The organism is Streptomyces sp. NPDC029139, assembly GCF_055564335.1.
This window is the reverse complement of sequence record NZ_JBVHWN010000016.1, coordinates 40,466-59,505: the sequence shown is the minus strand read 5'-3', so window position 1 is coordinate 59,505 and position 19,040 is coordinate 40,466. Positions and strand designations below refer to the sequence as shown.

The 19,040-nt window shown below is 70.1% G+C and carries 17 protein-coding genes and 2 pseudogenes; 12 read left to right on the top strand and 7 right to left on the bottom strand.

Going from position 1 to position 19,040, the window contains the following annotated elements; translation table 11 throughout:
* The first annotated feature begins 102 nt into the window (after nucleotides 1-102).
* From ACZ4VW_RS28205 to ACZ4VW_RS28195, 3 genes are all read left to right on the top strand, one after another.
* Nucleotides 103-744 carry a PRC-barrel domain-containing protein gene (locus tag ACZ4VW_RS28205; RefSeq protein ID WP_467967181.1) on the top strand — a complete coding sequence of 214 codons (642 nt, stop codon included), beginning with the start codon at nucleotides 103-105 and terminating at the stop codon, nucleotides 742-744.
* 208 nt (nucleotides 745-952) lie between these two features.
* Nucleotides 953-1,156, top strand: a complete 204-nt coding sequence (locus ACZ4VW_RS28200) for a hypothetical protein (protein ID WP_467967179.1) — start codon at nucleotides 953-955, stop codon at nucleotides 1,154-1,156.
* Nucleotides 1,157-1,598: 442 nt separating this feature from the next.
* Nucleotides 1,599-2,372 carry a YihY/virulence factor BrkB family protein gene (locus ACZ4VW_RS28195; protein ID WP_467967177.1) on the top strand — a complete coding sequence of 258 codons (774 nt, stop codon included), beginning with the start codon at nucleotides 1,599-1,601 and terminating at the stop codon, nucleotides 2,370-2,372.
* Nucleotides 2,373-2,638: 266 nt separating this feature from the next.
* Here ACZ4VW_RS28195 and ACZ4VW_RS28190 read toward each other — a convergent pair whose 3' ends face one another.
* Nucleotides 2,639-2,815 carry a hypothetical protein gene (locus ACZ4VW_RS28190; protein ID WP_467967175.1) on the bottom strand — a complete coding sequence of 59 codons (177 nt, stop codon included), beginning with the start codon at nucleotides 2,813-2,815 and terminating at the stop codon, nucleotides 2,639-2,641.
* A 14-nt stretch (nucleotides 2,816-2,829) separates the two neighbouring features.
* Here ACZ4VW_RS28190 and ACZ4VW_RS28185 point away from each other — a divergent pair, with 14 nt between their 5' ends.
* From ACZ4VW_RS28185 to ACZ4VW_RS28170, 4 genes and pseudogenes are all read left to right on the top strand, one after another.
* Nucleotides 2,830-3,054, top strand: coding sequence for a hypothetical protein (locus ACZ4VW_RS28185; protein ID WP_467967173.1), 225 nt, complete (start codon nucleotides 2,830-2,832; stop codon nucleotides 3,052-3,054).
* A 922-nt stretch (nucleotides 3,055-3,976) separates the two neighbouring features.
* Nucleotides 3,977-4,666, top strand: a complete 690-nt coding sequence (locus tag ACZ4VW_RS28180; RefSeq protein WP_467967171.1) for a restriction endonuclease — start codon at nucleotides 3,977-3,979, stop codon at nucleotides 4,664-4,666.
* Nucleotides 4,667-5,208: 542 nt separating this feature from the next.
* Entirely contained in the window at nucleotides 5,209-7,161 is a 1,953-nt protein-coding gene (locus ACZ4VW_RS28175; protein ID WP_467967169.1) for a serine/threonine-protein kinase, read from the top strand.
* Nucleotides 7,162-7,533: 372 nt separating this feature from the next.
* Nucleotides 7,534-7,814: pseudogene (locus ACZ4VW_RS28170) on the top strand (Tn3 family transposase); the annotation flags it as partial.
* 71 nt (nucleotides 7,815-7,885) lie between these two features.
* Here the strand turns inward: ACZ4VW_RS28170 and ACZ4VW_RS28165 are convergent.
* The 4 genes from ACZ4VW_RS28165 to ACZ4VW_RS28150 form a co-directional block, all read right to left on the bottom strand.
* Nucleotides 7,886-8,944, bottom strand: a complete 1,059-nt coding sequence (locus ACZ4VW_RS28165; protein WP_467967167.1) for a threonine aldolase family protein — start codon at nucleotides 8,942-8,944, stop codon at nucleotides 7,886-7,888.
* A gap of 18 nt (nucleotides 8,945-8,962) precedes the next feature.
* Nucleotides 8,963-9,541 (bottom strand): helix-turn-helix domain-containing protein, encoded by a 579-nt coding sequence (locus ACZ4VW_RS28160; protein ID WP_467967165.1) that lies wholly within the window; start codon nucleotides 9,539-9,541, stop codon nucleotides 8,963-8,965.
* Nucleotides 9,541-10,263: an alanyl-tRNA editing protein gene (locus ACZ4VW_RS28155; protein WP_467967163.1), complete on the bottom strand. Its 723-nt coding sequence runs from the start codon at nucleotides 10,261-10,263 to the stop codon at nucleotides 9,541-9,543. The genes ACZ4VW_RS28160 and ACZ4VW_RS28155 overlap by 1 nt, the downstream gene beginning before the upstream one ends.
* Before the next feature lie 518 nt (nucleotides 10,264-10,781).
* Complete coding sequence (locus ACZ4VW_RS28150; RefSeq protein ID WP_467967161.1) at nucleotides 10,782-12,101, bottom strand: FAD-dependent oxidoreductase; 1,320 nt, start codon at nucleotides 12,099-12,101, stop codon at nucleotides 10,782-10,784.
* A 268-nt stretch (nucleotides 12,102-12,369) separates the two neighbouring features.
* Here ACZ4VW_RS28150 and ACZ4VW_RS28145 point away from each other — a divergent pair, with 268 nt between their 5' ends.
* From ACZ4VW_RS28145 to ACZ4VW_RS28130, 4 genes and pseudogenes are all read left to right on the top strand, one after another.
* Nucleotides 12,370-12,912, top strand: coding sequence for an SUKH-4 family immunity protein (locus ACZ4VW_RS28145; protein WP_467967160.1), 543 nt, complete (start codon nucleotides 12,370-12,372; stop codon nucleotides 12,910-12,912).
* 704 nt (nucleotides 12,913-13,616) lie between these two features.
* Complete coding sequence (locus ACZ4VW_RS28140) at nucleotides 13,617-15,023, top strand: hypothetical protein (protein ID WP_467967158.1); 1,407 nt, start codon at nucleotides 13,617-13,619, stop codon at nucleotides 15,021-15,023.
* 205 nt (nucleotides 15,024-15,228) lie between these two features.
* Nucleotides 15,229-15,421: pseudogene (locus ACZ4VW_RS28135) on the top strand (IS5/IS1182 family transposase); the annotation flags it as partial.
* Between the two features lie 40 nt (nucleotides 15,422-15,461).
* Nucleotides 15,462-15,647 carry a hypothetical protein gene (locus ACZ4VW_RS28130; RefSeq protein ID WP_467967156.1) on the top strand — a complete coding sequence of 62 codons (186 nt, stop codon included), beginning with the start codon at nucleotides 15,462-15,464 and terminating at the stop codon, nucleotides 15,645-15,647.
* A gap of 23 nt (nucleotides 15,648-15,670) precedes the next feature.
* On the opposite strand, the gene ACZ4VW_RS28125 is transcribed toward ACZ4VW_RS28130, so the two are convergent.
* Both ACZ4VW_RS28125 and ACZ4VW_RS28120 read right to left on the bottom strand, forming a co-directional pair.
* Nucleotides 15,671-16,906, bottom strand: a complete 1,236-nt coding sequence (locus tag ACZ4VW_RS28125) for a PP2C family protein-serine/threonine phosphatase (protein WP_467967154.1) — start codon at nucleotides 16,904-16,906, stop codon at nucleotides 15,671-15,673.
* Between the two features lie 58 nt (nucleotides 16,907-16,964).
* Entirely contained in the window at nucleotides 16,965-17,954 is a 990-nt protein-coding gene (locus ACZ4VW_RS28120) for an Acg family FMN-binding oxidoreductase (protein ID WP_467967152.1), read from the bottom strand.
* A gap of 661 nt (nucleotides 17,955-18,615) precedes the next feature.
* Between ACZ4VW_RS28120 and ACZ4VW_RS28115 the strand changes: the two genes are divergently transcribed.
* The gene (locus tag ACZ4VW_RS28115) at nucleotides 18,616-19,026 is read left to right on the top strand and encodes a four-helix bundle copper-binding protein (protein ID WP_467967150.1); all 411 of its coding nucleotides are present in this window, start codon (nucleotides 18,616-18,618) and stop codon (nucleotides 19,024-19,026) included.
* Nucleotides 19,027-19,040: the final 14 nt, after the last annotated feature.

Here is a 19,040-nt window from a genome sequence, read left to right as displayed (position 1 = left end):
GACGGTGACAGTCCGTGTTTCTGAATGCCCGGGTGTCCTGCCGGCTGGTGGGCACTGCCTCCGGTCGGGGAGTGGACACGGTGCACGGTCACGGTCCGGTGAATGTCGCGCCCTTCCTGCCGGCTCAACCGCCTCGCCGAGCTGCCCGAGCACACCCGTCGCCTTTCGCACTCACCGGCTGACCGCGCGGCACTGCCAGCGTGGGGAGCAGGTGGCATCACACACCTCGTGCTGGGACATGAGATCGATTTCCGCGGGCACGTGGACAGCCGCACGACGCGCCCAAAGTACGGCGCGTTCCACGTACCGCAAGGGAGCTTCGACGTGAGCACGAGCCATATTCCCGTCCTCAGCAGGCTGAGCGACTCGGTGCAGACGGTTGCCTCACCCGAGGAAGACGTCCGCGGCCGCACCGTGACTTCTGCCGACGGCGAGGACCTGGGGAAGATCGCGGACCTGCTCATCGATGCAGAAGAAGGCAAGGTTCGCTTTCTCCTCGTGGAACATGGCGGCTTCCTCGGGCTGGGGGAGAAGAAGACGTTCATTCCCGTGGACGCCATCGTCCGCATCACCGACCAGCAGGTGTGTGTCAGCCAGTCCCCCCATGAGGTGGCCGGTGCCCCGGCTTACGACCCCGACCTGGTCGAGCAGAGTTCCTACTACGACGAGGTCTACGCCCACTACGGCATCACCCCCTTCTGGGGGATGGACTCCGTGTACCCGGTCTCGACCTTCCGGCGCTGACGCCCCTGGTCCGCCATCCCGTCGTCCGTCGAAGGGTTGCCAACGGACGACGGGGCGCGGCGGTCACAGGGGCTTTTGGTCGGGTTCTCTGCCTGTGCACAAACCACCGGGATACGCCGAATGGTTCCTGCGACGCACCAGCGGGCACGATCCGAGGGACTTTCCGTCAGCGAGAGTTTCCGTCAGCCCCGGACAGTGAGGGAAGCGCATGGCAGAGAAGAGCCCTCAATCGGCGGCCCAAGCAGCCCGGGCCGCGTTGGACGACGTTACCGACCATGGGCAGAAGGCCGTGGCTCTCGCGCTGCTCGCTGTCTGTGAGCAGCTTCGCGAGGTGGCCGAGACCGCACGACATGTGGATGCGCGCCTGGAACAGATCAATCAGTACCTGGGGGCCATCGCCAACAAGCCATGACAGCTCGGCCTTGCAGGGGCGCCACCATGCCAGGCGAGCCTGCTCGTGAGTGGCGAGAGCAGAGCGTTCCGAGGCAAGGACCTTGTTCGGCCGCGAACGAGCCGCACCTCTGGACAAGTGTCGGCCCTTCACCTGAGGTGGAATCCGCGCGCAGGAACCGACGCGGGAAGGCACGCATGCGCCCGGCGTAAGCGGAGTCGTCCACCCGCAAGGAACGGCACCGTGCTGCGCCTGTCTGCCTCTCAGCATGGGGGGTATGCGAACACGGCCCCTGTCGTGCGAACCGGTGAAAGGGACCCGGATGATCCCCTCTCGCCCCTCCCCATCTGGCCGTGCGGCCTTCGTCCGGACCCGAACCCCAAGAACCTCGCGGAACGTGCGAACCGTCCGCCAATGGTGGCCGGCGCTGCGGGCGGTCCCCGCATCGATGTGGCGTGACGACGTGGCCGACTGGGCCGCCGCCCTGACCTACTACGCGATCCTCGCGCTGGTGCCAGCTCTGCTCGTCGCGGTCACGTTGACCGGCCTCTTGAGCCCGGAGGCGACAGATCGGCTGATCTCCCAGATAGCTTCATGGGCGCCGGCCGAGTCCGGCGCCACACTTCAGGAGACACTGCGGGGGCTCGCGAACGAAAGCTCCGCCGCCTGGATGCTGATTACCGCGGGAAGCGTCAGCTCGCTGTGGTCTGCCTCGAGCTATCTCGCGGTGTTCCGTCGTGCCCTGCACGCCATGCATGGTGTCGACCACCGGCGCCCAGCCCTGCACACGGCTCCGCTCATCGTTCTCAACGCACTTCTTCTTCTGGCACTGTTGGTGACCAGTGCCGCCGTGGTCGTCCTCACCCCGCCCCTGGCCGCGGCTCTCGCCGACTGGCTGCCCACATCCGCGGCCGCCTGGACGCTGCTGAAGTGGCCGGCGCTTCTGGCCCTGGTAGCTCTCCTGGTCCTCGTCCTCTTCCGCACCGGCCCCGCACCCGCTCGGGCCGCCTCCCAAGCCCTGCCAGGAGCGGTGCTGGCTGTACTGCTGTGGCTGGCCGGCTCGGCGGCCTTCGCCCTGTATGCCACCAGCCTCGGCACCTACAGCAGGCTTTACGGCTCCCTCGCCGGAGTCATCGTCTTCCTCGTCTGGCTGTGGAGTTCGCACCTTTCCCTCCTGGCCGGCGCGCAATTCACAGCGGAACTCGCCCAAAGCCCTGAGCGACAACGTGCGGAGTGAGGTGTGCCGAGCCCTTCGCCTGGGCGGGCCTGGCGGCCCGCGTCCGGGAGGTGCTGGAACACGCGGCCACGCTGGGAAGGACCGAATCGTTCAGCAGCCCGCAGCCAGCAGCCGGTGTGCTCAGGTCGGGGTGTTTGGCGAGCTGACGGACTCGATCGGTGGCATGTGCTTCGGCGCGGAAGCCGACTGCTCGGCTCCGTAGCCAGAAGCCTCGTGCCCCACAGCGCTGGCGGAGCGAGCGGCAACGGCGATCCGCCCAGGAGCGGTCACGGCTTCTGGCGGGGGACGGTGGCAAGCGGCGGGAGCGACCAGTTCAGGGCCTTCGGGGCTGTGCCGGAGGTAACGTGCTGGATTCCGGTGCTGTCGAAGAGGTCGACCTGGTACTTCTCCGGTCGGCCGGCCCGCTCCCAGCGGGCGTGCAGGTGCTCGAGTTCGACCCACACGTCGCGTGGGCGGGGTGACGCTGGCGCCGCCAGACAGCGGCCCGTACGCCGACGAGGACGAAGACATCGACCTCGTCTGGGACGAGTCCTACGGCGGGGTGCTCCGGCTGCCTGCCGAAGCCGGAATGAGCGACCTGGTACAAGGGGGAGGACTTGGTGCCCCCACGCGGCCGCGCTGCGACGCGGCGGGCATAGCCTCCGGCGGAACGGCTCTCCAGGCATTGCCCAAGACGGCGTGAAGGAGACGGACGTGACCAACCAACTGGATCCGTGGGACCCCAACTACCGCAAGCTGACGTGCCACAGGAGCCCCGAAGGGCCGTGCGGACGGTGACCATGTGTCGTGCAGCCCAGCCGATGTTCGACCGGGTCCTGCGCAGTGCCGACCATTGGTGAGCCTGTTACCAGTGCTCCGAGCAGTTCAGCTGCATCGCCCTCAGCAGCTCCCTGCACCGGAGGACTTGCGCCCATGTTCGCCGTCGGGTGCCCACCGATCACGTGCGCCCGCAAGGGGAGGCGTACGACCAGGCATTGCAGAAGTGAGCGCACGAGCACCACGACTGCAACAGTCCGGAAGCAGAGGAGAGGTACAGCCCCCACCTGCGGCTCTACCTCATGACCCCAGCCAGGGTCCGCGAGTGGACTGCCGCGAACATCGGACCGCGGGGAGGACGGGACTACCGGCAGTACGAGGCGTGCCGACCGAGCGAGCCGTGACGGCCGAAGAGCGCCGTAACGCGCTATTCGGCCAGGTCCGATGGCTTTTTGTGCCATTGGTCGGCAACCCGCCTCCAACATCACCAAGGTGCCGCTACACAAGAAGGCGGACGGCACCGTTCAGCCGTCCGTGGGGTGAAGCCGGTCGGCGGGAGGTCGGGGGCGGTTGGTAACCATCAACGTGGCGGTGCTGCTCGCAGCGGTCGTCATCTGGCGACTTCGGCGGCGCACGGAGGCCCGCAGCCGCCTCGACGAGAAACCCACCGTCGTCATCATCCTGACACCGGGACGTTCCCACCCTGGCCGGGCAGGGGGTATTGAACATCCTGGGGCAGCTCACGAGCGGCGTCACTCAGGCCAGCCGATGAGCCCTCGCTCACACACCGTCCGGACAGTTCTCGCCGGCGCGCACTGCGGATCACGACCCCAGGGGGCGGGGGAGTGATGGCGGCACGTCGACGGCGCCGGCGCTTGAAGAAGCAGACCCGCAGGCAGCTGCAGGGCTCGGGCGCGGTGGTGGCGCTGGCCGTAGTGGTGTGGGTCGCCGCGAACTGGTCGACGGTGTGGCCCGTGCTGGTGACGGTGATTGCCGCGGCCGCGCTGGGCGGGGTCGGCTGGGTGCTGCTGCGGGCGCACCGCCAGGCGGTCGGCCGGGACAGGGCATGGCGGGCGCAGGAGGAGGCCCGGGCGCGCGAGCTGTCCATGGCTCAGGTCGACGCCCTGACGTGGCAGGAATTCGAGACGTACGTCGCGGAGCTGTGCCGGCGGGACGGCTGCACAAAGGTCGTCGTCAGCGGCAAGAGCGGCGACCTGGGCGCGGACGTCGTCGGCTACCTGGCCGACGGCCGCAAGCTGGTCATCCAGTGCAAGAAGTACGCGGCGCATCGGAGCGTGTCCTCCCAGGACATGCAGAAGTTCGTCGGCACCGCCCGTCTCGAGCACGGCGCGGACGTCGCCCTGTTCGTCACCACCTGCCGCGCGTTCACGAAGGACGCGCTGGGCCTGGCGCTGCGCCAGGACATCGTGGCCCTGCACCGCGACTTGCTGGGCTCCTGGGTCAAAGGCGCTCACCTGGAGAGCCTGATTCCGCTGAACGGCAGCGGCGGCGGCACCAGGCGGCGCCCCTCTGCCTGACCGCGACACGCTGCTACAGGTTTCTGGTCTGTCCCGGCGGATTCGTCGAAGTGGGCGACGAAGCCTGCAGCAGACCCGCATCGTCGTGGCTCCCTACGGATCATGCCGCCCGGCGCCGGGCGTGTCCTCGCCCAGCCGACGTCGCCCCGGTAGACCCGGCCCTGGCGCGCCCACCGACCCGGCGAAGACCAGGAAGACCGAGTCCGAGGGCTACCGCCGCGCGCTCGCCGCGCACCAGGAGGCCGCCGCTCCGCGCCGGGTGGACCCGCATATCACGGAAGCGGTGGAGCGGCAGACCGCCGCAATGCGCGAGCTGTCCCGCAGGGCATTCCTCCCGACCGACGTCGTCCCGGGCGATGCGCCGGCCCAGATTGGACAGTCCCGTGCCCAGCGCCGCCGCAAGGCTGCGGCGACGCCCTGCGAGCAGCGACCGAGGCCGCCGCGCAGGCTCAGTGCCTGTTTCGAACTGGGCGGTCGGGCTTTGGTGGTTGGGTAGGTTTCGACTGGTTGTTGGTGCGTGTTGTTCCGGTGGAGAGGGCGCTATGGAGCCGCTGGGGGCTGGGGATCCGGTGCGGGTGGGGAGTTTCGTGTTGCGTGGCCGGCTGGGCGCGGGCGGGATGGGGGAGGTGTTTCTGGGGCGTTCGCCGGGTGGGCGTGCGGTGGCGGTGAAGGTGGTGCATCCGCATCTGGCGCGGCAGGCGGAGTTCCGTCGTCGTTTCCGGCGGGAGGTGGCCGCAGCGCAAGCAGTCAGTGGTGCGTTCACCGCGTCGGTGGTGGCAGCCGGTCCGGAAGACGAGGCACCGTGGATCGCGACCGTCTATATTCCCGGGCCGTCCCTGGCCAACTCCGTCGCCGAGGATGGGCCGTTGCCGGAAGGCTCGGTGTGGCCCCTGGCAGCGGGACTGGTCGAGGCGTTGCAGGCCATCCACGCCAAGGACCTGCTCCACCGTGACCTCAAGCCGTCGAACGTGCTGCTGGCCGTGGACGGCCCGCGCGTCACCGACTTCGGGATCGCCCGCGCGATGGACGCCACTGTGTTGACCGGCACCGGCGCGGCCATCGGCACGCCCGGCTTCATGTCCCCGGAGCAAGCCGAAGGAGGCCAGGTCGGGCCGGCCAGCGACGTCTTCGCCCTCGGTGCCGTGATCGCCTTCGCCGCCACCGGCCAGGAGCCCTTCGGGCAGGGCCCGCCGCTGGCCGTCCTGCACCGCGTTGTCAACGGCGAGCCACGACTGGGCGGGCTGACCGGCCCACTACACACCCTGGTCGCCGCGTGCTTGGCGAAAAACCACGCAGATAGACCCACCACCGTCCAACTCCTCGAACAGATCACCACACACTGGGATCCGCCCGATGACTTCCCGCCGACCCCACCGTGGCCCCAGGCCGTGACCGCCCTGATCCAGGCACGCGCCGTACCCTCCACCGCGCCGTACACCACCCCACCCAGCCAGCATTCCCCGCCCCCGCCCACCACACCCCCACGGCACACCCCGACGCACCGGCACCAGCCGCCACCAGATACGGACCACCCGGCCGGCCCCGTCACGGACTCCGAGCCGAAGCCTCGCGCCATACGTCGCCGTCACTGGCGCGCGCTCAACCTCAGAAGGTCGGGCAAGTTTGAGGAGGCCGCGCGCGTGCTGGCCGACCTCATCCCTGATCTGGCTCGGGCGTGGGGGCCTGACCACCACCGAACCTTGGAGGTCCGCCGACACCACGCCCTGACCGTCGGGGACGTAGGGGAGCATACGGAGGCCGCGCGCCTGCTGGCCGACCTCATCCCGGACATGACACGTGTCCGGGGCGCCGACCACCCCGGCACCCTCGATGCCCGCTTCGGCCACGCCGTCTTCCTTGGAGAGGCAGGGGAGCATGCGGAGGCCGCACGCCTGTTCGCCGAACTGGTCGCCGACCGGACGCGCGTCCTGGGCCTCGACCACCCCGACACCCTGACCACCCGCCACAATCACGGCTGGCAACTTGGGGAGACCGGGGAGCACGCGGAGGCGGCGCGTTTGTTTGCTGAGCTGGCGGTGGATCGGACACGTGTACTCGGCCCCGATCACCCCGACACCCTGACCACCCGCGGGGGCCACGCCGGCAATGTCGGTGGGACAGGAGAACACGCGGAGGCGGCACGTCTGCACGCCGAACTCGCCGCCGACCGGGCGCGCGTCCTGGGACCTGATCACTACAACACCCTGCTCTCCCGCCATCACCACGCCTGGGAACTCGGAGAGGCGGGGGAGCATGCGGAGGCCGCACGTCTGTACGCCGAGCTGGCCTCCGACTCGGCGCGTGTCCTTGGGCCTGACCACCGCGACACCCTGAACGCCCGCGCCGTCGGCGCTATCAACCTCGGCAAGGCGGGGGAGCATGCGGAGGCGGCACGGTTGCTGGCCGAGGTCGCCGCCGACCGGGCACGCGTCCTGGGCCCCGACCACCCCGACACCGTGGATGCGCGGTCGTTTTCCGATCGCTGGAGCGCGTGAGGTGCAGCGCTGCGCCCGCTGGCCCCGTCTTGCGTGCCCGAGCCCGACGACGTGCACCACGTGCCGGCCCCGATCGAGCCGGCCCGCGCCCAGCGCGGCCGCCAGGGCCACCGAGGCCGCCGCGCTCGCGCCGGGTCCGCGTGGAGAAGGCCGCCCACCGCCAGGTCGTGCCGCAGCGCCCGCAGTAGACGGCGTAACCAGGGGCGCATCGAGGGCCGCCGGGCCGAAGGCGGGGCGGGTCTTTGGGGCTCAACTTGGTGCGGGAGCTGGGCGCGCGGGGCGCCTGGCAGAGGCGGCTACTAGCCAGCAGTCACGTGCTGCCGCTCGGCTTGGGGGTGCCGCAGTAGACGCAGGCGACTGGGGAGTCGGAGAGAGGACCAGCTCGGCGCGCTCGGCCTGGTCCTCAACGCCATCGTGCTCTGGACGACGAAGTACATCGACGCCGCCGTCGCCCAGCTCCAGGCGGAGGGCCACGAGATCCGGGACGAGGACATCGCCCGGCTCTCCCCGCTCAAGCACCGCGATCTGAACCTGCTCGGCCGCTACGGCTTCACCGCCAGCGTCCCGGCCGCCGGGCCGGCGCCCTGCGCCCGGTGCGCGACCCGGACGCGCCGGAACTGGACGAGGACGACGAGGGTGGCGGACGGGAGTAAGCCCCCGTTCGGCGGATCTTGCTCCTGAGGCATCTTTCTTCCAAGCCGCCTGGCCGGGTCGGGTCCGGTGGTCAGCGGGTGTGTCGGCGGACCGCGTCCAAGAGCTGGTCGATGTCTTCGGGAGTGTGGGAGAAGGAGGTGACGAGGCGGACGATGCCCGGTGCCCAGCGGTCGTGGTAGAAGGTGTAGCCCTCGGCGAGGAGCCCTTCGGTTGTCTGCTGGGGCAGGCGGCAGAAGAGGATGTTGGCCTGCGGGCTGCCCAGGAGTTCGGTGCCGGGGAGGGCCTTGAGACCGTCGCCGAGCAGGGTGGCCATCGTGTTGGCCTGGTGGGCGTTGCGCAGCCACAGGCCGTCGGCGAGGTAGGCGTCGAGCTGGGCTGTGTGGAAGCGCATCTTGGAGGCGAGCTGCCCGGCGCGCTTGGCACGGAAGGCGAGTTCGGTGGCCAGTGCCGGGTCGAAGGAGACGATGGCGTCGGCGGTCATCGCGCCGTTCTTGGTGGCCCCGAAGGACAGCACGTCGATTCCGGCCTTCCAGGTCATCTCGGCCGGGGTGGCACCGAGGTGGACCAGGGCGTTGGCGAAGCGGGCGCCGTCCATGTGGACACGCAGGCCCGCGTCCTTGGCGATGGCGGCCAGGCGGCGGATCTCGTCGAGGGTGTAGACGCTGCCGCTCTCCGTGGCCTGGCTGATGCTCACCACCGACGGCTGCACGCTGTGCACGTCACCGGCCTTGCGGCGCACCGCCTCACGGAGCGCGTCGGCATCGATCTTGCTGTCCTCGCCGGGGACGGTGACGAGTTTGGCGCCGTTCGTGAAGAACTCGGGCGCCCCGCACTCGTCGTTGTTGATGTGACTGTCGGGGTGGCACTGCACGCTGCCCCAGGGCGGGGTCAGGGCAGCCAGGCCCAGGCAGTTCGCGGCGGTTCCGGTGGAGACCGGGAAGACCTCGACGTCACGTTCGAAGATCTCGCTCAGCTGGTGGCGGACGATGCCGGTGAGGGGGTCATTGCCGTACGGCAGGGTGTGCCCGACCGCCGCCGCGGCGACGGCCTGCGCTATTTCGGGCGAGGCGCCCGCCATGTTGTCGCTGATGAAGGCCCGGTTGGAGCCGCTGACGTCGGTGGTGCTCATGGGCGGGTCTTCCTTGGCTCAGGTGCTGATGGGAGAGGCGAAGACGACGGTGATGTCCACGGCCTCGGTACCGGTGCGGTAGAAGTGCGGGGCGTCGCCGGCGAAGGCGAGCATGTCGCCGGGACCCAGGTCCTGCGGAGCATCGACCGGCCCGGCGGTCACGTTCCCGGAGGCGATGAGCAGGTGCTCGATCGTGCCGGTGGCGTGGGGGACGCCGGCCAGCTCCGTCTCGGGCGGGATGCGCAGCCGCCAGATCTCCAGGCTGTTGCCGCTGCTGATGCGGCGCAGCAGTTCCCGGGCGACCTCGCCCGGTTCGGTGGGCGTGCCCGGCCGGTAGACCGGCCCGGTGTCGGCGTCGCGCGCCAGCAGGTCCGCGATCGGGATGCGCAGTGCGACGGCGATCGCGTCCAGGGTGTCGATCGTCGGGTTGCCCTTGCCAGCCTCCAACTGCGACAGCGTGGCCTTGCTCAGCCCGGCGCGCCGGGCCATCTCCGCAGCGCTCATGCCGCGTTGCTGGCGGCGCAGACGGATCTTCGCGCCGACCGCGGCCGCGGTGCTGCTCACCGGTTGCCGGCCGGACCCGGACGACTCGGCCATCAGTGGCTCCGGTGGGAGGCGGAGTAGGACACGCGGATGCAGCCCTTTTTCACCTTCAGCGTCGGCAGGACCACCTCGGCCAGATCGCCGAGGCTGCGCACATGGGTGCCCCCGCAGGGGGCGCAGTGCAGTGCATCCAGGTGCACCACGCGCCGCCCCTCACCTTCATACCGCGCGAAGACGGGCAGATCCGCGGCGATCGCGGCGGTCGCCGCGGCCCGCAGAGCGGCGGTGACCTCCTCCCGCCCCTCCGGGTCGGCCAGCCGGGCATATTCCTGCGGCGCCTGGAACTCGATGCGGGCCTGACCGGGGAAGTGGTTGCTGCTGAGCATCTCCCACCCCTGAACGCGTCCGACCGCCTCGACCAGGTGCCCGGCCGTGTGCAGCGCGGCGTGCGTCATCCGGGCCTGCACATCAATCCGCGCCCGTACTTCCTGCCCCACGGCGAGGCCCGGCAGCTTGCCACCCTCGGGCGCCACCGCCACGACCAGCCCCGACTCCCGGTCCCGGACCGGGACGACCTCCACATCGTCCAGCCAAGCCCGGTCGGCGGGCTGACCGCCGCCCTGCGGATGGAACAGGCAGTGCTCGAGGGCAGCCCACGGCGCACCGTCCCGCTCACCTACGGCGATCACCTGTGTATCGGCCTGATCCAGATACGTGTCATTCAGGTAGGTGGCGACCTGGACAGCTTCCCGAAGCGTCTCGCTTGAATGAACCATATGTTCACTATAACGAACGAACCGAGCTGGTGAACATTTCGTTCAGTAAAACGAACGATCGCACGGCACCGCTCCCCACCCTTGGCTGGAGAGAAGCTCCTCATCACCTCGTCGCAGTTTCGGGAGGGCAGCCGCCCCGCCCACCCCCGCTGCCGGGCAGGGCGAGCGCTGCTACTTCATTACCGTCGTCGAACGATCGTCTGAGACAGGTAGGCGACGCGTCCAATGAACCCGGACGTTTCGGGACGCAGGAGCGGTGACGATCCAATCAGATCCGATGGTGGTCCACTCCTCCGTACGGAAGGGGCCCCTCGGTGGCGAATCTGCTCTACAAGCGGGTCTCGACCGCCGAGCAGGGCGCGCTCGACCAGGGAACGACCCTACGGCGAGGCCAGGGCTCACCCTCCGAGTGACCGGGATTTCCCGTACGCCAACTACTCACACCCTTATCCCCTGGCGGACGCCCGGCCCGCGGATGCCCGCCTGGTCGAGGCCGCGTCTCCACACGATCGACGCCGTCAGCTGCTGAGCAGCACGCGGGCGGCGCGGGTGAGGAACCGGACGTCGGTCAAAGCCCTCGGCGGCAGCCGCATGTTCACTACGTCCATGTACCGCTCGTTCACGTCGGAGTCGAGCACGGAGGCCTCGGTGAGCTTGTCGGCGACCCACTTCTGCACGCGGTAGCCGCGGGGGTACGGGCCGGTGACATGGGGCTGGGCGAGGTCGGCGGCCGTGGAGAGCTGCCAGGCGCCGTCCACCACGGTCTCGACGAGGCGGAAGTAGTCCCACGCCGGGCCCTGCGGAGAAGAGGTGGAGCGGAGGTAGGCGCCGAGGGCGTTGGCCGCCAGCGCCGACAGGGTCAGGCCCTGGCCGTAGATCGGGTTGACGCTGGCCAGGGCGTCTCCGACGACGACGAGACCGCCGGGGAAGCGGCTCAGGCGGGTGTGCACCCGGCGGCGGCTTTCGACGAAGCGGTACGTCTTGACGTCACCGATCATCTCGCAGGTGTCCGCCACCGTCCGGATCGGGGCGACGCAGCGGCGCATCCGCCGCAGGAACTCCTCCCGGTCGGGGCCGGGGCGGTAGTCGGCGTAGCCGGCCAGGACGACCGACCAGCGCTCGCCCTCCACCGCGGCGAGGGCGCCGGGCTCCGTCAGCGTGGGCTGGTAGTCGCTCGCGGGTCCCGGGCTGGAGTGGGCTATGACCGTGCCGCCCAGCTCGTCGCCGCGGCGGAAGGCGGCGGTGGCGTATCCGAGATCGATCCGCATGCTGTCGACGGGCGCCTTGTCCCAGCCGTGCCGGACGAGCCAGTCCTCCAGGGGGCTGTTGCGCCCCATCGCGTCGACCACGAACTCGGCGTCGAACGTCTCACCGGCACCGCCGCCGCTCTCGGGGGCCGCCGTGGTCACGCCAACCACGCGGCCCTCCTGGAGCAGGAGGTCGGTGACCTGCGCCCGGGCGAACCGCACGTTCTTGAGGTCTTCGACCCGGCGCCGCAGGTGGCTCTCCAGAAACGGCCGGGTGGCACCGAGCATGCGCGCCCCGGCCACCGGGGCCTTCAGACGCCCGTCCAGGTAGAACTGCACGTCGTCGCCCTCGCCGAGGCGCGCGCCGCCCGCCACCAGATCGTCGGTTGTCCCCGGGAACCAGCGCTCCAGCTGCGCGTGCCCCATGGACAGCAGAGCGTGGAGCTGGTGCCGCTGAGGGGTCCGCCGGCCGAGCCCGTCATCCCCTATGACGTCGGGCTCGATCACCACAACGTCCTCGGCGTAGTCGCTCAGCACGCGGGCGGCGAAAAGCCCCGCATAGCTCCCGCCCATGACGATGGCGCGCCTCATGTGAACCCCCCGCCTCAGCGTAACGGCCGCGTGCTCAAACGCTGTTGATGCCGCCGTACTTCGTGTCGGCTGCTCAGGACACTACCGCCCGGGCGCCAGGAGTCCCCTGCGGGTCTCCGTGAGGGCGGCAGCTGCGCGAGGCCGGTAGAACCTGGAGCGGTACGCCCCCGGCGACCACTGAGGAGTGTGTCGTCCCCGATGGGGCCACGTGCCTGTCAGCCCTGCTCGATAGGGTCCGCATCGCAGCCGGCCGCGGAAGGACTCTCACATGACAACGTTTGACGAGCTCACCGCCTGGGCCGGCACAGGGAACGTGACAAGGGCAGACTCGGCAGTCGTGTCGGGCTGGCATATCCCCGAAAATCAGAAGGCACTACTGGTCGAGGTCGGGATCCCCATCGTCGATCAGTTGATCGAGTACGTATCGTTCCAGGTGGAGGCGGCTCCAGCACTCCAGACGTCAGATGGTAGGTCGCTCTACCGCCTCACCCAGAATCACCATGGCGACCTCGTGCCCGGCATGGAATGGTCGTTCGGCGTCGAACCCGGGACAGGCACGGTCCACTACGTCCTTCCGCAAGGGGAGGCATGGTTCGCCAACTCCTCCATCGACCTGTGGCTGCGGACCCTTCACCACTACGGCCTGCACGTCAGCGAGTCCGAGATCCTGAGCGATCCGGACGACCGCGAGGACGAAGCCCTCGCCGGGCTCAGCATGCTCGCTGACGAACTAAAGAAGATCGACCCACCCGCCTTCGACGGCTACAACGGGTTCATCTGGGCCGAGTTCCTCGACCGCTGGCTCTGGTAGTTGCCCGCGGCCGCCACGAGCCCCAAGCGATCACTCAACGTGTCCGGCACGTCGAGCGGCTCGCGAATACGCGACACCGCAACATGCGAGCCCCCCAGCCCCGAGGTCGGACGGAAGCCGCACCGACACGGAGCGACCACGACGGGCCCAGCCATATCGCGGCAGCAGCTGCTCCCCCTCGCCACGGTCGGGCGGTGCGGTCGCCTCACGCTCCTTCATCGCCTCCCGGCCCGACGCGTTCGTAGCGGCGAATTGGCTCGCCGGTGGGCCGGTCGAGCCGGCGTCGCGCTGGAGCAGGATCGACTCGTCGCTGTGGAAGGGAAGTCGGCATGGTGGTTACGCGGCGGGTTGGGTGGGCCAACAGGCAGTGGTACCGGAACGAGATGGGGCATGGTCCCCGGCAGCACCGGTCGACCGGGGCCGCCGCGATCGGGCTGTGCTCGCCCGGTACCGACCAAGGGCACCCTCGTCGAGGCTGTGCGCGTTCATGAGAACGAAGGCGAGACCCGCCCGCGCCGCCCGCATCGGACCGACCATCACCGCGAACGCCAAGCGCGTGGTCACCGGACCGGACCGGACTGTCTGGCTGGAAAGCACACTCTGCGGTGGCGGAGGACCCTGGCGGGCAGACTGGCAGGGAATCATGGGGGAGCGAGCGGAGGGGCGTGGGGGATGGCCATTCGGGGGCGCGCGGCGGTGGTTCGGTGACGGCGTATCACATCAAGCATCTGCCGACCGGGACTCTGCCCGAAGACGGTGTCGGCGTCTGGTCCGTGGCCGGGGACGGTGTCGTCTCCCGGTCCGTGTCTGGAGGCAGCGTCGCCACCTGGGCTGTGGACGACGCCGAACGGTGGCGGAAGGCGGCGGTCCCGACCGTTCTCGCCCCGGTCGTGGGCGGCTGGGTCTTGGCCTTGCTGGTGGCGGCGGCGTACGTGCTGCTGTTCGGGATCTCGTCCGCGTCCGCGGCCTGGCACAGCGGGCCCGGTGAGGGGACGGACTGGCTGAGGTATCCGGGTCTGATTCTGCTGACCGCCCTGCCGCTCTGGTATCGGTACGTTCCGGTCGCGGCGATACCGGCGGCCGTGTTCGTCGCCGCAGAAGCGGTTCTGACTCTGGCCCGGCCCGGCGATGTGGACGATCCGGCGAAGGCCGGGTGGCTGGTTGTCCTCGCCGCCGGCGCCGTCGCGTTCGCAGGAGGCTGTCTGCGGCTGCGGGCCCGACGCCGGCAGCGGGCCCTCGCCCTTGCCGCTGCGGGAGAGCGCCGCTTTCCGCTGCCGGAAGGCACCCCGGAATCGGACGGCCACCGCGGACACCAGCAGGTCTACCTCGGGCTGGCGCTCTGTCTGGTCGCCGCAGCCATCCTCACCGAAGGTCTGTTCGGGGAACCGACCGCGTCTGGCGTGCCCTACGACGCCGTCGGACAGCAGAGGATCGGTCTGGTACTCCTTGTGGCCGGTACGACGTTCTACGGCTGGGGGCAGCTTGCCTATCTGGCGGCCCGGCGGTTGCACGGGGAGCCGCAGCCGGCATTGATCGTGGGCGTGCGCGCCGGAACGGATGGGCGCCACTGGGTGTGCGCGGACGCCCGCACCCGCTCAGCGGCCCCCTTGATCGCGTACGTTCCCCGCAAGAGCGACACGCGCGCGTGGACGCGGCTTCTGGGCAGCGGATCGGCGTATGACGTGGGGAACGGGCACCACGACATCGACCCCCAGCACGAGCCTTTCGAAGCGGTCCTGTACGGCACCGTCGCGGAGGGCGACGAAGTCGTCCTCGAGTACGCCTGTGCCGAATACCACCGCCACCAGGGGATGGGGCGGATGTACGCGAGCGTGACCACCGTCCCGCTCCGCCCGGACCGCCGCCACGGGCTGGGCCCGTGGGAGCCGGCGGACGGCCCTGCCCGGCAGCGCGAGCGGCTCCGGCAGGCCCGGGAGGAAGCGGAGCGCTACCGGGAGGAACAGCGCAAGGCGGAGGAGCGCCGCAGGAACCAACCGCGCGGCTCGTCGACCCGGGGGCGCGGGAGCAACTCCGACAACCGGCACAACGGGAGCGGCTGCGGTTCCAGTTGCGGGTCGAGTTGCGGGTCGAGCTGCGGCGGCGGCGACTGAGCCCCAGCAGCCACCAACAGCCCATCGTCGGTATCCGGTGGTCAGCGGCGAGCCGGACGACACCCAGGTCCGCCTGTCACCGCCCCGCGGGCCGCCCTCCTCGACGACGACGCCTCAACACGATCGCCGCCGACCCGGCCGACGTGAACCCGCCCGCCTCCGCGGCCGTGCTGCGCGACCACAGCGCTTCGGCGTCCGGATCATCCGCAACGACTGCACGTCGTGGGAGGAGCCCGGCGACAAGCCCGCCGTCGGCAGAACGCTCACGATCGCCGACGGCGGCCATCCGGCCACGGGACTCGTGATCCCTCACCGCCGTGAGCGGCGCTCAGACCGATATCCCGGAGTGGAAGGAGGAGTCCAACCGCGCCCACAAGCAGGTCCGAGCCCGTGTCGAGCCAGCGGCGAGCGCACGGACCGCAACTGCCCCTGCCCAGCGTGATCGAGCCGGTTGCGCCGACTGAGTTGTGCCAGGTGATCGAGGGGTCCGGTGGGGTCGTGTCGGCGGTGCGCGAAGGCCATGACACCCGGGTGGTGGCTTCGCTCGAACGCTTCGCCGACGTGGGGGACGCGCGAGCGGTGATCCTGTTGCGGCTGTGCTTCTACCAGAACGCGGCGGAGTGATTCCGGGGGCAGGGAGCGCGTTGTCAGAGGCGGACGACGATCAGTGCGATGTCGTCACGGGCGCCGCCGGCGACACCGAGACGGGTCAGCAGAGCGTCGGCGAGGCGTTCGGAGCTCAAGCGGGCGTGGCGGGCGAGGGCGTCGGTGAGCTGATGCAGGCCGACGTCGATGTCCTGGTCGCGGCGTTCGATGAGCCCGTCGGTGTACAGCACGAGGATGTCGCCGGGGTTGTACGGCATGGCGGCCTGCGGGCGTGCGACGTGTTCGGGGCGGGCGCCGAGCGGCGGGTCGGTGGCCTGATCCAGCAGGTCGCACGTGCCGTCGGGGTGCAGCAGAACGGGTGGCGGGTGGCCGGCGCTGCTGTAGGTGATCCGCCGGTCATGGGTGTCGATGACGGCTTGGACGGCGGTGGTGGCCAGTGCCCCGTCGATCGACCGGGCGTACAGGCCGAGGACCTCCAGCGATGTGGCCGGCTGCTGGAGGGTCCGTACGGCTGCGTTCAATGCGCTGCGCAGCATGCCCATGACGGCGGCGGCCTCCAGCCCGTGGCCGACGACGTCGCCGACCGCGGCGCCGAGGGAGCCGTCGGGCAGATCCACGACGTCGAACCAGTCGCCGCACACGTTCAGCGACCCGACCGCGGGCAGGTAACGCACCGCGACGTCAGGGTGCCGGTCGAGGTCTGGCGAGTGCAGCATGGCTTCCTGCAGGGTGACGGCGACCTGCCGTTCGCGGGTGTGCGCCTGACGGAGTTCCTCGTTCAACCGCTGCAGTTCCCGCGCCCGCGCATACAGCTCGGCCTCCATCACTTCCGGTCTGGCCAGCGGTCCGCCCGCTGGGTGCGCCCGGCGGGAGCGGACGAATTCGGTCACGTCCTCCACCCGGTGGATGATCCACGCCACCTGTCCGTCCGGGCCGAGGACCGGGGTGTTGATCGGCGACCACCAGCGCTCCTCGAAGGCGCCGTGCCGGGACGTCAGAGGGATGTCGTACTTCTGCACCGCCATCGTGTCCGGCCGGCTCGACTGCAGGACCCGACGCAGCGAGGCGCCCAGGTTCTGCACCCCATCGGCGTTCTCGTCCGCGGGATTGTCGGGGAAGGCGTCGAACAGGTGCTGGCCGACCAGGTCCCCTCTGCTCCGGCCGGTCGCCCGCAGGTATGCCTCGTTGACGTCGACGATCACCAGGTCGGGACTCAGCACCAGATACGGACTGGGCGTGGCCGCGAACAGCGCCTTGTAGTCAATGCTCGATTCCACGGGCTTTGCGCCGATCCTTTCCGCTGCTCCAGCAGCCTGAGGCGATTCGTCGACCCCGTCACAGCAGACTGAGAACCTCTGCCACGGGGCGGCGTGGTGTCGGCGCGCCTTGGGGGCCGTAGCCGAGGCGGAACACCATGTGAACGAAGCCGATCGGGGCACTCGGGTCGCGTACGGAGGTGCGCAGCTCCGGCCATTCGAGGGGCTGTGACATCAGCGAGGTCGCCATCCCGTCGAGCGTGGCTTGGAGGAGCACACGCTGCATCGCCTGCCCCGCCCGCAGCCAGTCCGCCGGGGTGTCCTCCATGGTGCCGAGCAGCGCGATCTGGGGCCGTTTCTCGAAGACGGCCACGTCACGGTCCGGCGTGCGGCGCTCGGGGTCGAAGTCCCGGGCGGGGGCGCTCACGCCGTACTGCCGTGGACCGAGGGCATCCGCCGGGATGCCCTCGGTGGCGGGTCCCTCACCGGGCGTGCCCGGGCGTGTCCAGGTGGCGATCTCCGCGCGCACGGCCTCGTTCGCGGCTTCGAGCATCTCGGCGTCGTGTACGAGTTCCATGACGGTGTCGGTGTGCCAGGCGCCCGGTGTGAGCAGCCGGCAGCCTTCTTGCAGGGCCGCAGAGCGAAGCTCGGCGAGAACTGGTGCGGGAATCCTCTCTTCGGAGAAGGGGTATCTGCTGGTGTGCCGCCGCCGAACGGCGGGATGGAGGTCCGCGAGACGGCGGTCCACCCTGTCGGTGGGCTTGAGCTCTACGTCGGCCAGGTGCCAGGGGTCGGTGGCGTCCGGGAGCAGCCGGGCGTCGGCAGTCCAGCCGCGGTGAGCGGCGGACACCCGTAGGTTGAGCAGGGCCGCGCCGCACCCCAGGTGCAGGGCGCGGTTGTCCGGGTCCGCGACCGGCAGCGTGCGGTCGGGATCGCCGTGCAGCTCGACGGAGCGGCTGCCGGTGCGATGGACGAACCTCCAGGGCTGGGCGTTGTGCGTGGAGGGCGCCCTCACGGCGTCCTCGACCAGCGCCGTCACGACCGCCGCGTCGAGTTCTGTGGTGGACACTGCTCGTCCCGTCTCTGAGGGACCGCCGCCGAGTACGGCGGCAATCACGTCTGCAGTGCAGCATCGGGTGTCGGGCACCGGGTACGGGGTAGCCCGCCAGGGTAGCCCAGCGTGGCCCGGGCCGGTGGTATCAGCCCAGGTGTGGAGGCCACGACAGCACGTCGGACATGTGCACCCCAGGGGCTCGGTCGGCTCTTCACAGCCCCTGCTCGCATTGTCTCAGTGCAGGCGGTGCCGCACCTCGCGAAACGCGACCGACTCTGAAGGGCGGCGGCGTGGTGGGCGGACGGCGGGGTTCCGCCCAGTCCGCCGGGGGGGCGAGAAGCCCGAGGAGCTCGATCGCACGGCCAGGGAAATCCCACTCGTTGCCGTACCAGGCATCACATGGACGTGACGGCCGTCGACAGGGCTGACTCGGCCTTTCAGATCGACGAGGCGGGATCGCCGACGATGTCGGCGAAGACGGGCGCATCGTCCGAATACTCCAGTCACCGGCCATCGGGCCGCCATGGAGCTGATGATCAAGCTCCAGACGGCCGCATCCAGCCGCCCCCTCGCACTGGCCGGGCGCGTTCGTGGTCAGGGGCGTTAGCTGGAGAGGTGGCCGGGGCTTGAAAGGCGGCCGTCCCGGTTCCGCCGGCCCCGCGCAGAGGGAGACACGATGTCCAGCACCGTCAAGGACATGCTCGCCACCTACCCGGCCGACCTCGGCGCCATCGACCAGGCCAAGCTCACCCGCTGCATCGAGGAGTGCATCGCCTGCGCGCAGGCGTGTACGGCGTGTGCCGACGCCTGCCTGTCCGAGGGCATGGTGGGAGACCTGGCCAAGTGCATCCGTACCGACATGGACTGCGCCGACATCTGCACCGCGACCGCCGCGGTCCTCTCGCGGCACACCGGCTACGACGCCAACATCACCCGCGCGATCCTGCAGGCGTGCGCCATGGTCTGCAAGGCGTGCGGCGACGAATGCGAACGGCACGCCGACATGCACGAGCACTGCCGCGTCTGCGCCGAAGCCTGCCGCTCCTGCGAGCAAGCGTGCAACGAACTCCTCGGCGCACTCGGCTGACACCCGCGTCATTC